Origin of the sequence: Anaerovibrio sp. RM50 (assembly GCF_000622005.1) — a bacterium.
Lineage (GTDB): Bacteria > Bacillota > Negativicutes > Selenomonadales > Selenomonadaceae > Anaerovibrio.
Genome location: NZ_KK211383.1, coordinates 1 through 13,392, shown reverse-complemented (window position 1 = coordinate 13,392; position 13,392 = coordinate 1). Strand labels below are relative to the sequence as shown.

The following is a 13,392-nucleotide window of genomic DNA, read 5'->3' as shown; positions in this document are numbered from 1 at the left end:
ACATTAGGGTAGGTAGACCTGTTTTTTGCAGGCTTTTAGATAGTTTTATGTTCACGGGTGGTGAAAGAATGAATTCTCTTTTGCGGGTTGGAATTGATGTTGGCTCCACCACAATTAAAGTAGTAGTTCTCAACAAGGAAAGAGAATTGGTATATAAGAAATATGCACGTCATTTTTCCGAGATCAATTCTGTTTTGAAAGAAAATCTTCATGCTTTAAGCAAGGTTATTGAAGACAAGAAGTTTTCCCTTGCTCTCACTGGTTCGGCCGGCATGGGTATTGCTGAGCGCATAGGATTGCCGTTTGTTCAGGAGGTTATTGCCTGTGCTTCTGCTGTAAAGTCCCTAATACCGCAGACTGACACAGTTGTGGAACTGGGGGGGGAGGATGCCAAGGTAACCTACTTCGGTGAGGCCCCTGAGCAGCGCATGAACGGCGTTTGCGCTGGTGGTACAGGCTCCTTTATCGATCAGATGGCATCTCTTTTGTCCACTGATGCCCAGGGACTAAATGCATTGGCTGAGAAGGGAAAGCAGATATATACAATTGCTTCACGGTGTGGAGTTTTTGCCAAGACTGATATTCAGGCTCTGATGAACGATGGTGCTTCGAAAGCGGATATTGCCCTGTCCATTTTTCAGGCAGTGGTAAATCAGACTATCAGCAATCTGGCTCAGGGGCGGCCTATAGGTGGCAATGTGGCCTTTTTGGGTGGCCCACTTCACTTTCTTCCAGAGCTGAAAAAGCGTTTTATTGAGACATTGAAACTGGCTGCGGAGAACGTGGTAAAGGTGGATGAAGGGAATTACTTCGTTGCCGTAGGGGCGGCTATGAGCGAGGAAGCTCGCCCGGTGGAATTTAGTGAGCTCAAGGAAAGTATTAAGAAGGCTGAAGATGTAATGGCCTCCGAGAGCCATCAGGCTGATTTCGTTCTCTTTGAGGATGAAAGGGCTTATGCAGAATTCAAGTCCCGTCATGACAGGGACAAGGTACCAAAGGCCGATATGGCAAAATATAATGGTCCTATATATGTGGGCATAGATGCAGGATCTACTACCACAAAACTGGCAGCTATTGGTCAGAACAAGGAACTCCTTTATACTTCCTATGGCAGTAATCACGGTTCTCCTCTGAATACTGTGGTAGATGAAATGAAAGAGCTCTATGCAGCTATGAATGAGGATACATATATTGCTTCAGTAACCACCACCGGTTATGGGGAAGCAATAGTTAAGGCAGCTCTTCATGCAGATAAGGGTGAGGTGGAGACTTTTGCCCATCTTAGAGCAGCCCAGGAATTTTGTCCGGATGTGTCCTTTGTGTTGGACATTGGCGGCCAGGACATGAAGTGTTTCTATGTAAATAAGGGCAGCATTGGCAGTATTACCCTTAACGAGGCATGCTCTGCGGGCTGTGGCTCGTTTATTGAAAATTTTGCCCAAAGTCTTAAGATGACAGCCGGGGAATTTGCAGCCAAGGCCTTGGAATCAAAGGCTCCTGTTGATTTGGGTACCAGATGCACTGTATTTATGAATTCTAAGGTGAAGCAGGCCCAGAAGGATGGTGCCTCTGTAGGAGATATTTCTGCGGGTATTGCTTTATCTGTTATAAAGAATGCCCTGTTTAAGGTGATGCAGCTTAAGGACGTAAGCTCCCTTGGGGAGAATATTGTGGTACAGGGCGGAACTTTCTACAATGATGCAGTCCTTCGTTCAATGGAGCTCTTGTTGGAGCGCAATGTTATCAGACCGGATATTGCAGGGTTGATGGGGGCCTATGGCGCAGCTATTTTGTCATTGGAGTCCGGTATCAATCACTCTTCAATTCTGCCGTTGAATGAACTGGAGAGTTTTAATGTAAAGAGCAATTCCTTCCGCTGTCAGGGCTGTGGAAATTCCTGTCAGGTAACAGTGCAGATCTTCCCGGATGGAGGACGTTATTTCTCTGGTAATCGCTGTGAGCGGGGAGCCGGCAAGGAGAAAAAGGAGCGGAAGGCGGCAAATATCTATCAGTTTAAGTATGATCGCCTATTTAACCATTATGAGCCTTTGAAAGAAGCAAAGAGAGGCAAAGTAGGTATTCCACGGGTTCTTAATATGTATGAGGATTATCCCTTCTGGTTTACATTCTTTACAGAACTTGGTTACCAGGTAGTGCTTTCCAGTGAATCCTCGGCCCAACTGTATTACAGTGGTATGGCTACAGTGCCATCAGACTCTTTATGCTATCCGGCCAAGCTGGTTCATGGCCATATTATGGATTTGGTGGAGCGTGGCATTGACAAGATATTCTATCCGTGCCTGCCATATAATATGACTGATGATATGCACCCGTCCGATAATCACTTTAACTGCCCGGTGGTGGCATCTTATGCCGAAAATATCCGGGGAAATATGGATATTTTACAGGAAAAAAATGTGAAATTTTTGGAGCCATTTCTGCCGATTAACGATAAGAAAAAAATGGTGAAGCGTCTTAATGAAGAGCTTGGCAAGCTTGAGGGACTGAAGAAGTCCGATATTGCCAGGGCGGCGGAAAAGGCCTATGCTGAATTGGATTCCTATCGTGAGGAAGTGCGCCAGAAGGGTGCAGAAATTCTCCGTGAGGCAGAAGCCAGGGGACAACATGTTATTTTGCTGGCTGGGCGTCCTTACCATGTGGATCCGGAGATAAACCACGGTATTCCGGAAATGATTCAAAGCTATGATTTGCCAATTATTTCTGAGGATGCGGTCTACCATTTGCCAGTTAAGACGGAGCCATTGAAAATTGTAAATCAGTGGAGCTATCATGCAAGACTTTACCATGCAGCCCATTATGTGGCAGAACATGATAATGTGACATTGATTCAGTTCAGCTCCTTCGGCTGTGGTCTGGATGCCCTGACCACTGGCCAGGTTAAATCCATTTTGGAGGACCATGAGCGGATTTATACCATGATTAAGCTGGATGATGTAAGCAATCTGGGCGCAGCCCGTATAAGGCTACGTTCCCTTATTGCAGCGTTGGCCCGCAGGAAGCCTGTGGAATATCAGCAGCTGGAGATTTCTGAGCGGCCTCATTTTACAGAGGAATGTAAGGGAACCCATACTATTCTGGCACCTCAGATGGCGCCAATTCAGTTTGAGCTCTTTGAGTCCGTGCTTAACAAGCATGGCTATAATGTTATAATTCCGGAAATGCCTAGAAGTGCCATCGATGTGGGACTGAAATTCGTTCATAATGATATGTGCTATCCGGCTATTGTGGTCATTGGTCAGCTTATCAATGCGGTTCAGCAGGGTAAGTGCGATCCTGACAACACATCTATTATGTTATTCCAAACATGTGGTGCATGTCGTGCCACAAACTATATCAATGTGTTGAGACAGGCCCTGAAGGACGCTGGCTATCCTCAGATTCCTGTATTTGCTTGCTGGGGCCTGGAAACAGATGCCTTCCACTTTACCAGAGACAGTCTTACTGATGCCATTAAGGCGGCGGTTTATGGCGATGTACTGATGAATGTGCGAAATCGTACCAAGCCTTATGAGCTGAATCTGGGTGACAGTGATCGGCTCTATGACGAATGGATGGAGCGGTGCAAGGCTGATCTCAATGAGAAGAAGGGCAGCTATAAGCGGTTTTCCAAAAATATTAAGGCAATTGTTGATGATTTTGAGGCCATTCCTATTGATGAAAATATGTGGAAGCCAAAGGTCGGTATAGTGGGTGAGATACTTGCCAAGTACCACCCTGTTGCCAATAACCATATTGAACGTCTTCTCTATGAGGAGGGGGCTGAGGTGGTAATGCCTGATTTTGTGGACTTCTTTATGTATTCTGCTTATGACGCAGTGGTCAAGCGGGAGCTATTGGACGGCAAACTGAAGAGCAAGCTTATTTCACAGATGTTTATCCAGCTTATGGAATTCTATCGTCGTCCAGTCAGAAAGGCCATGAAAAACAGCAAACGGTTTATACCGCCTCATACCATCAAGGAGATTGCCCAGATGGCTCAGGAGCATGTTTCTCTTGGCAATATGGCCGGTGAGGGTTGGTTCCTCACAGGTGAGATGGTTAAATTAATAAAGAACAACGTGCCAAATGTTGTTTGCCTCCAGCCATTTGGCTGCCTGCCAAACCACATTACCGGCAAGGGGGTTATTCACGAACTGAGACGTCACTACAAGGGAGCCAATATTCTGGCCATTGATTGTGATGCCGGGGCCAGTGAGGTTAACCAGATGAACCGAATTAAGCTGATGCTGTCCGTGGCCAAGGAAAGAGGCCCAAAGGCAGAGGCTGTTTCTAAGAAAGCATAAATTAAAGTGCTGTCAGAGGAGAGGCATATTGCCTTTCCTTAGGCAGCATTTTGAATGTTCGAGGTAATCAATGAAGAAGAAATACAAGGCTACAGTGGCACTGGCCATAAGCGTGCTGGGGGCGGGAGCAACCATGTCCTGGCCTGCAAACTACGGCTTTTGGGGCGGTGTGTTGCACAATGGCTTTTTGGCAGCGACCATAGGCGGTATGGCTGATTGGTTTGCGGTAACTGCCATTTTCAGGAAGCCACTGGGAATTTCTTATAAAACGGAAATAATTATCAGAAACCGCCAGCGAATAATGGATGCTCTGGTGGAATTCGTGGGCCATGACCTTCTCAGCACCGAAAATGTCATGCAGTTTGTGGACAGGCAGGATGTGGCAGGGCTGCTGGCCAAATATATTGATTCTCAGGGTAAGGAGCGTTTGTCCTCTTTGGCTGAGGAAATTACCAATGTGATATTTAGGGATATGGATGCCCAGACCATGGCCAGAAAAGTGACTCCTTTTATTAAAGAAGCTGTGGACAACAAAATCGTTCCGGCTGTTTCTGATGACATAATGGACCGACTTTCCTCCAAGGAAGTATCTGATATTGTCCTTAAAAGCCTATTGAATGCAGGGGAGGAACTTCTTAAAGATGAGAAGCTTCTATCAATTTTGAAGGAAAATGTGGGAGAATTCCTTAAAAAATATGAGGGAGACGGCTTGGGCCGCGGCTTCGTTATGGGACTTATGGGGCTTGATAAGGAAAAGGTCACCGGCCTGCTGGTGAAAAGAGCCCAGAAATGGATAGATGCCGTAAAATCAGATGAGGAAAAATGGGGTTCTGTTTCCCAGTGGCTTCTGGTTCGAATGAAAATGTTATGCCAGAATCAAAGGATTAGGGATAATCTTGAGAGTGCGCTTCGGGAATATTCTTCAGGGGAAAAAATAGAAGCCATGACAGAGAAATATCTTTCCGAAGTAGTTGCCAATAATGAAATGGGTGATAAAGTCCATAGGGCTGCCCAGAGCTTTCTGGAAAAGTTTGTGGAAAATGATGAGTGGAAGGAAAAAATGGATGCTGTCATAAAAGGCTGGATGGCAAAGGAACTGGAGATACATCATCATACTATTACCAACATGATAGAGGAACGCCTCAAAGGCCTTTCTGATGAGGAGCTGGTGGAATTTACCGAGGAAAAAGTGGCTGATGACCTGCAGATGATTAGAATCAATGGCTCCGTAGTTGGTTCATTGGCAGGTATGGCATTGTATATTGTAGTATATTTGGCAGGGCAGGTGATTCACCCATGATATGGCAAAACTGGAACAAGGCCGACAAAACCCTGCTGGGGGCGGCGGTAATATTTCTTTTTACCCTGTGCCTCCACATTGAATACCCTGATAACCTCTTTGCCAGCGGATTGCTGTTTTGTGCCGAGGCGGCTTTGGTAGGCGGTATTGCTGACTGGTTTGCGGTAACGGCGCTGTTTAAAAAACCGCTGGGGTTTCCGTATCATACGGCCATACTGCCAAGACGGCGGGATGCCTTTGTGGAAGCCACGGGCAAGATGCTGCAAAAAGAGTTTTTTTCAAAAAAGAAGCTGTTAAATAAAGCAAAGTCCATTGATTATTCGGCCAAGATAGGCGCATGGCTTTCCAAAGAGGAAAATCGCGACACAGCAGCCAAATGGCTTCAGGGAATTTTGGCAGAAAATATTAACGATATCAAGATATTGGCGGCCAATAAGCTTGATGCCTGGTTAAACAGTCCAGTCATGGCTGGGAAGCTGATAGAGGAATTAAGTAATGGTAGCGGAAACAGCGATGTTTTGGAGAGACTGGCCGATGAATTTATTAAGGGTACAGGCCGTTATGTATCTCAAGATAGCTTCAAGGACAATCTTGTGGACTATTTGGATTCGTATATTGAGGGAAAGCTGAATAGTCCAATGGCAAAAATGATGATGGCAGGGGCCCAGAATTCCAATCTGATCAACGTTGAAGAAGCGGCAGAACTTACCCAGAAGCAGGGCATAAAGCTTTTGGAAAAGCTGGCAACTCCGGAAAGCGGGGAGCGTCAGACTGTGATTTCTTCTTTAACAGATGTAGTAAAAAAGACCCTAAATAATTTGGAATTAAAGCAGGAATTTTCCGGTATTTGGTCGAACTCTAAAGAAGAAACTTTTTATGTAAGGAATTCTACGGCCAAAATTGATTTTGTCGGGGATGATGAAGCAGGCAAATTCATGTATTGGCTGGCAAAAGTTTTGGTAGATACCTTCTGGAAGCTTCTTGATAATAAATCTGGCATAAATGATTACATTAATGAAACTGTGTATGGAATTACCGGGCGTGGTGCCCTTCAGGCGCAGGGGATGCTGGGGGATATTACAAGGGAGGTTTTGGGAAGTCTTACTGACGACCAGATGAACCATCTGATTTACGACAAGGCGGAGCCTGATTTGCTGTGGATCAGAATGAATGGGTCAATTGTTGGTGCAATAATAGGCTTGTGTATCTATTCAATTTCATGTATGTTTATGTAGTAAGTCTTGCTTAAAAAGCATCATTTAAGGATAAAAAGGGGCGATATAGGGAATGAAATCAAAACTTATTTTATGTCAGGTTCTTAGTGCAGCTGTTGGTTGTATTATCGGTGCATTGCTGGGGGGGGGCCTTGGCATTGTTGCCGGTATTGTTGTCGCAGGGGGTATTGGTGCAGTCGGTGTTAATTCCATCTTGAAGGGTGGGGAGCCTGTAGCTCAAAGACCTGCCATGAGGCCGGCAGACAGAATTGCCAAAGATACTGCTGTTGTATCCAAGCAGGCTAAACCAGATGTGGACATGCTGGGCATTTCCGAGGAAATGGCTTATGCTTCCCAGCAGTTATTGTGGGGTATCGGCCAGTTCAGAAGTACTCTGGACAAACTGGATAAATTGGCATTATCCATAAGCTCAAAGAGCCAGGTAAATGCCAGCAGCCTTGAGGAGGCATCTGCCAGTGTAATGGAAATTGCCGGATCTGCACATAATGTATCCGATACAGCGATATCCAGTCTGGAGCAGTGCAAGGAATCTTCTTCACTGGCTGAACAGTATCGTGATTCCATTAATGAGGTAAGTAAGGCTATCAACAATGTTGGTGAAGTGGTACAGACTGCTGTTGCTGATATTGACGAGCTGAATGTGGCCTCTGAAAAGATTGAAAACTTTGTTGAGAAGATTCGGGGCATTGCCAGCCAGACCAATTTGCTGGCATTGAATGCTGCCATTGAGGCTGCCCGTGCCGGTGAACATGGTAAGGGCTTTGCTGTAGTAGCAGAGGAAGTTAGAAAGCTGGCTGCTGAAAGTGAAGAAACCACAAAGGAAATAGAGGAAATTGTTCGTGAGATTACAGGGACCACCTCCGGTGTTACCAAGAGCATGCGTGAAGGCTCTCAGCGCTTGACCTCTGTAGAGACCATGGCATCTGAGTCCTCCGCGGCTATGGGTGAGATGGTGAACAATATCCGCACCATCGAGAATGTGGTAAGCTCTCTTAGTGAGATGTCCAACAAGCAGTGTGCAACCACTGATGAAATGGCCAAGGTTATTGAGACCATCGGCCAGGCCACTGTTGATATTGCCGGCAATACCCAGGAGACCAGTTCTTCTGTCAGCCATCAGTTGGCCAGTCTGGATGAAATTGGCGAATATGCCAAGTCCCTCCTTAAGGTTAGTGACAGCCTTCAGAGAGTGGCTGTACAGTTCAAGGACAAGGATGAGATTATCTTTGCAGTAAATCCATTCACCGCTCCTGAGAAAATTCGGGCAAGTCACATGCCTATTTTGGCCCAGGTTGCCAAGAGTATTGGCCTGAAGGCAAGAACCATCATCGTAAACGATTATGAGGCATTGGGCAATGCTTTGAAGAACCACATGGCTGATGTGGGCTGGTTCTCACCGGCGGCTTATGTTTCTGCCAAGAACACCACCAATATTACTCCATTGGTAACTCCTAAGGTAAATAATGCCACCAATTATACTGGTTATATCATTGCCAAGAAGGGCAGCGGTATTAACAACTTGAATGATTTGCAGGGCAAGTCCTTCGGTTTTGTTGACAAAAAATCTGCCTCTGGCTATGTTTATCCTAAGGCAGCCCTTATTGAAAATGGCAAGAATCCGGACACCTTCTTTGGTTCCACCCGATTCCTTGGCAGCCACAACAAGGTAATTGAGGCTGTACTGAACGGTACAATTGAGGCTGGTGCCACTTATTCCGAGGCCTTTGAACAGGCTGGTGCAGAGGCAGCCAACAATCTGGATATTATCTTCATGACAGATCCTATTCCAAAGGATGCCATCGCTGCAGCTCCTGGTGTAGATCCAGAGCTGGTTAAGAAGCTGACTCAGGCCTTTGAGCACATGACAGACAGTGATGCTGCTGTGGGCAGTATCATGAAGAACGTTAAGATTAACGGCTTCGTTGAGGCCCATGATGGCGATTATGATGTAGTCAGAAAGGCTGCGGCTCATAGTTAATATTTGAAATGAAATTAAAAAGGGATAAAACCAAAGCGGAAGCTTAGGTTTTATCCCTTTTTTGTTATGTTTATAGGATGAATCTGAAGGATTTGCCCGGAGTCAAATATTTTATCAGCAACTTCTCGTCATTTGACAGAGAAGCCACAATGTTTACGCGATGGTCGGCAGGCAAGAAATCCTTTAAGATTTGCAGTTCTCCCTGATAACGTCCATAATTTTCATTATCTATAGTAACGTAGCCCGCGTTTCTGGGACCACAATTGTCACCCTTTATGATTATACCCGCTTCTTTGACAAATTTGCGGCTTTCCTGAGTGCGGATAACGTCCCTTGCTTCATCAGGGCGAGTGGTAAATGGCTTCTTAAGCAGATTTATGATATCAGCATCAGTTGTCCAAGGTTCAGGCCGGAGCAGAACAGCATCAGTGTTTGAATATGTCCCTAAAAGCTCTATTTCCTTATCAGCAGGGAGAGAATCACCTACAAAGACGGAATCAATTCCCATGGCCAGAAGGTGGCGCAACGAGAAGCTGAAGCTGGTTTTACGGTGGAGTTCAAGGGTTGGAAGTCCGGCAAAGATTGGTGACCGTGGTCGGTTAAGACTTGGTATAAAAGCACTTACCTTAATGCCGTATTGGTGAAGCAGTTGGGTTTTTGTGTAAACAAACTCCTCCGAAAGCCCTGTATTTTCTCTGGGGAAGAAATTATGCATGGCTTCAAGCTTTGTCATATTTGTGCCATTTTCCTTAAGCGTTTCCAGAAGATTCTTGGTTATGGTGGAGGCATTAAGCTGTATATTTATGCCTAAATCATTTTTACTCATAGAGATAATTTCATCAACGGTGAATCCATCGTCAAGCCGTAGAGTTCCGATGCCAAGTTCAGCGAAATGAGTTAGGGAGAATCCAGCCATCCCAAGAACCTTCATGGCTCTGGGGGAAACATCGGAAATAACACTCATATTGCATTCCTTGGCCAGATCGAGAATTTCCTTAAGCTCTGCCCTTAGTACCTCAGTATCAGCCTCAGGAATGTGCAGAGAGGTAAAAATCCGTTTTATGCCGGCTTTGGAGGCCTTTTTAATAAGTTCAATGTTTTCATCAAAATGATTGTCAAGACCAAGATAAACTGAAATACCAGTACTCATATTAATCACTTTCCTCCTCAGGGTCATCAAAACCTATAAGCCAGGTGGCTGTAAAGCCAGCTATATAGGCAATTATAAGACCAATAAGATAAACAGGAATATTATTGGTGGTGGCAGCCAGTGGCAAACCGGAAATACCCATGGCGGAAGCACCGACCATAAATGTTGCCTGAACTGCACCGCCAAAGGCACCGCCAATGCAGGCACCTATAAAAGGTTTGCCTAGAGGCAGGGTAACACCATAAATAAGAGGCTCCCCAATACCCATTATACCAACTGGCAAAGCAGAAAGAATTGTTTTTTTGAGAAAATTATTTTTTGTTTTTACATAAACGGCAATGGAAGCTCCAATTTGGCCTGCTCCGGCCATAGCCAGTACCGGCAGAAGAATAGTAACACCGTATTCAGACAAAAGTTGGGCGTGGATAGGCGTCATGGTCTGGTGTACTCCCAGCATAACCAGCGGCAGCCAGATCCCTCCAAGGATAAAGCCGGTAACCATACCACCATGCTGGATAGCGGCGGTAGCCGCATTGCCAATAAATTCAGCAATAACCTGTCCAACAGGCTGTAAGAGGAAAATAGCTACTGTACCGCCTATAAGCAATACTAAGAGAGGTGTTAAGAACAGACTGAACATTTCAGGAATAACACGTTTAAGGAAATTTTCCAGATAAGCTCCCATAATAGCCACCATCAAAACTGCGATTATACCGCCGCGACCGGGTACCAGTTCTGTGCCCATAAGATTTATATTGGCCAGGTTGGGATGACTGAGCACGATGGCAAGAATAGCACCCATGGTGGGGGAGCCACCGAATTCTTTGGCAGCGTTATGGCCCACCAAAATATTCAATCCAAAGAAAATGGCATTGCTCATTACAGTAAGAAGCTGAATAATTGGCCAACTGGTGAGCTCAGGATTAATCTTAAATGAAATACCCAATATGCCGGTAAGAAGACCACAGGCAATAAACCCGGGGATCATTGGGATAAAAATGTTGGCAATACGTTTGGTCATCAATTTGAATGGTGTGGCGTTTTTTGCGCGGATTTGTGCGTGTAGCTCTTTGCCATCACCTATAGCCGCTTTCTTTTTCTTTTCTGCCTGTACAGATCCCTCCCCATTCCGGGAAGTGGTATTGTTCATAATATTTGCAAATTCACCGTAAACGTTGTCAGCGCGGCCCGGTCCAAGGATAATTTGAAATTCATCTTCATTAAGATTGGTACCCATAACACCTGTGATGTTTTTTATGGCTTCTTTATCTGCTTTATCATAATTATTTAGCTTCAACCGAAGTCTGGTCATGCAGTGAGTGAATGAGACAATATTATCCTTTTCTCCCACCAAATAATATATGTTTTGAGCAATATCCTTATAATTCATTTTATACCTCACAACTTCAATTATATGAAAATTTTTAAGTTAAATTTATAGAGTCAGATTTTTTATGGCCTGTCCAATGTAGCCGTCTGCCTCATTCAAAAGCCTCTTGGAATTTTCAATTGTTTCCCCGGAAATTATGTGAAAAATGGCCAGTTTGGCTTTTCCCTTGGCATTATTCAAGGCCTCAACAGCAGTTTCACGGTCACAGTCAGTGACCTCCATAACAATACGGGTGGCCCGTTCCGTGAGTTTTTGGTTTGATGCTTTTACATCCACCATTAAGTGCCCGTAAACCTTGCCTAATTTAATCATTGTTCCAGTTGATAACATATTAAGAACCAATTTTTGGGCAGTGCCCGCCTTTAATCGGGTGGAGCCCGTTATAACTTCCGGGCCTGGCTGAACAACTATTGCATATTCGGCAGCCTCCTCCATAGGAGAATTTGGTGAGCAGGTCAGGGAAACAGAAGTGGCTCCCAATTCCCTGGCATATTTTATAGCAGAAAGAGTGTATGGGGTTCTGCCGGAAGCGGCAATTCCCACCAGTACATCCTTGTGATTAAAGCAATATTCATTTAGGTCTCCAAGAGCGAGCTCTGTGGAATCCTCAGCCCCTTCCACAGCCTTGAAAATGGCAGGGGTACCTCCAGCGATGATGCCTATAACCAGTTCAGGATCTGTACCAAAGGTAGGGGGGCATTCCACCGCATCCAGTATGCCCAGACGACCGGATGTACCGGCACCAATGTAAAACAGGCGGCCCCCCTGTTTGATTTTATATGCAATTACATCAACAACATCTGCTATAACAGGAAGGGCAGGTTCCAACGAACAGGCCACCTTCTGGTCTTCAGCGTTAATAGTTTTAAGCATATCTATGGTAGATAGCTCATCAATATGTTTGGTAGCAGGATTTGCCTGCTCAGTTGCAATTTGAGATAGATTGATCATTAAATTTAAATCCTCCAGTTTGGGCGTTTACGCCACGAAGATACTCTAAAATTATACTATTTTATGGGACAAAAACAAAAGAAAAAACAATAAAAAGTAATTAGATGTTGACATTGGGACACGAAAAGTGTAATATAGGACAAGTCGTCACCTGATGCGCAGGAATGGTCAGTAGAAGGTGAATATAAGTATATAACTATTTTTTCTAAGCTTGAAAAATATTTCAAAAAAATCATTGACAATGATGAGGAAAAAGGTTATATTATAAAAGCTGACTCACGAAGCAACAGCTTCAGAGAAAGCAGGGTGTTCTTTGAAAACTAAACAATGCAACAAGAATCATGCACACATGATTCAAGCCAGATGATGGTACTGTTTTTTAAAAACAGTAAACATACAATAGTTTGTTGGAGCAATATCCAAGAGCTTTTAGCGATTGGTTAATATTGCCCACGTCAAAACATCCCAAGCAACAAGTCGCTTGCGACGCAGTTGATTGGCTGATGTTGACGACGGACCAAACTAAAATTCCTTTATTAAAAGGTAATTCTAGAAACTTTAAGAGCCATTCAGGTTCTTCAAAATAATTTTTTGGAGAGTTTGATCCTGGCTCAGGACGAACGCTGGCGGCGTGCTTAACACATGCAAGTCGAACGGGAAGACATTTCTAACACCGAGTAACTGAGTAGATGACTGTCACTGAGACAGCGTCGTGAGGCCCCCCGAAAACAGAGCCTCACCACACTTTATTTAGTGATTAACACTTAGAGACTGGGTGTTAGAAATGGATTCTAGTGGCAAACGGGTGAGTAACGCGTAGGCAACCTGCCCTTCAGATGGGGACAACATTTCGAAAGGAATGCTAATACCGAATGACGTGCATTGGTCGCATGACCGATGTACCAAAGGCCGGGCAACCGGTCACTGAAGGATGGGCCTGCGTCTGATTAGCTAGTTGGTGGGGTAACGGCCCACCAAGGCGACGATCAGTAGCCGGTCTGAGAGGATGAACGGCCACATTGGGACTGAGACACGGCCCAAACTCCTACGGGAGGCAGCAGTGGGGAATCTTCCGCAATGGGCG

General features: G+C 45.0%; 7 protein-coding genes and 1 rRNA gene. 5 read left to right on the top strand and 3 right to left on the bottom strand.

Annotated features, from left to right (window positions below):
• Nucleotides 1-68: 68 nt before the first annotated feature.
• The 4 genes from T525_RS0111290 to phnD all read left to right on the top strand — a co-directional run bounded on the left by T525_RS0111290 (nucleotide 69) and on the right by phnD (nucleotide 8,817).
• On the top strand, nucleotides 69-4,304 hold the full coding sequence (locus T525_RS0111290; RefSeq protein ID WP_027407270.1) for a 2-hydroxyacyl-CoA dehydratase: 4,236 nt from the start codon (nucleotides 69-71) through the stop codon (nucleotides 4,302-4,304).
• Between the two features lie 70 nt (nucleotides 4,305-4,374).
• Nucleotides 4,375-5,604 (top strand): DUF445 domain-containing protein, encoded by a 1,230-nt coding sequence (locus tag T525_RS0111285; RefSeq protein WP_027407269.1) that lies wholly within the window; start codon nucleotides 4,375-4,377, stop codon nucleotides 5,602-5,604.
• On the top strand, nucleotides 5,601-6,839 hold the full coding sequence (locus T525_RS0111280; RefSeq protein ID WP_027407268.1) for a DUF445 domain-containing protein: 1,239 nt from the start codon (nucleotides 5,601-5,603) through the stop codon (nucleotides 6,837-6,839). The genes T525_RS0111285 and T525_RS0111280 overlap by 4 nt, the downstream gene beginning before the upstream one ends.
• Before the next feature lie 52 nt (nucleotides 6,840-6,891).
• Nucleotides 6,892-8,817, top strand: a complete 1,926-nt coding sequence (gene phnD, locus T525_RS0111275) for a phosphate/phosphite/phosphonate ABC transporter substrate-binding protein (protein ID WP_027407267.1) — start codon at nucleotides 6,892-6,894, stop codon at nucleotides 8,815-8,817.
• Nucleotides 8,818-8,887: 70 nt separating this feature from the next.
• Here phnD and T525_RS0111270 read toward each other — a convergent pair whose 3' ends face one another.
• The 3 genes from T525_RS0111270 to murQ are packed head-to-tail and all read right to left on the bottom strand — an operon-like array spanning nucleotide 8,888 to nucleotide 12,308.
• On the bottom strand, nucleotides 8,888-9,967 hold the full coding sequence (locus T525_RS0111270) for a DUF871 domain-containing protein (RefSeq protein ID WP_027407266.1): 1,080 nt from the start codon (nucleotides 9,965-9,967) through the stop codon (nucleotides 8,888-8,890).
• Nucleotide 9,968: 1 nt separating this feature from the next.
• Nucleotides 9,969-11,357 (bottom strand): PTS transporter subunit EIIC, encoded by a 1,389-nt coding sequence (locus T525_RS0111265; protein ID WP_027407265.1) that lies wholly within the window; start codon nucleotides 11,355-11,357, stop codon nucleotides 9,969-9,971.
• Between the two features lie 45 nt (nucleotides 11,358-11,402).
• Entirely contained in the window at nucleotides 11,403-12,308 is a 906-nt protein-coding gene (gene murQ / locus T525_RS0111260) for an N-acetylmuramic acid 6-phosphate etherase (protein ID WP_027407264.1), read from the bottom strand.
• A gap of 588 nt (nucleotides 12,309-12,896) precedes the next feature.
• On the opposite strand from murQ, the gene T525_RS15085 reads away from it, so the two are divergent.
• Nucleotides 12,897-13,392: ribosomal RNA gene (locus T525_RS15085) — 16S ribosomal RNA — on the top strand; the annotation flags it as partial.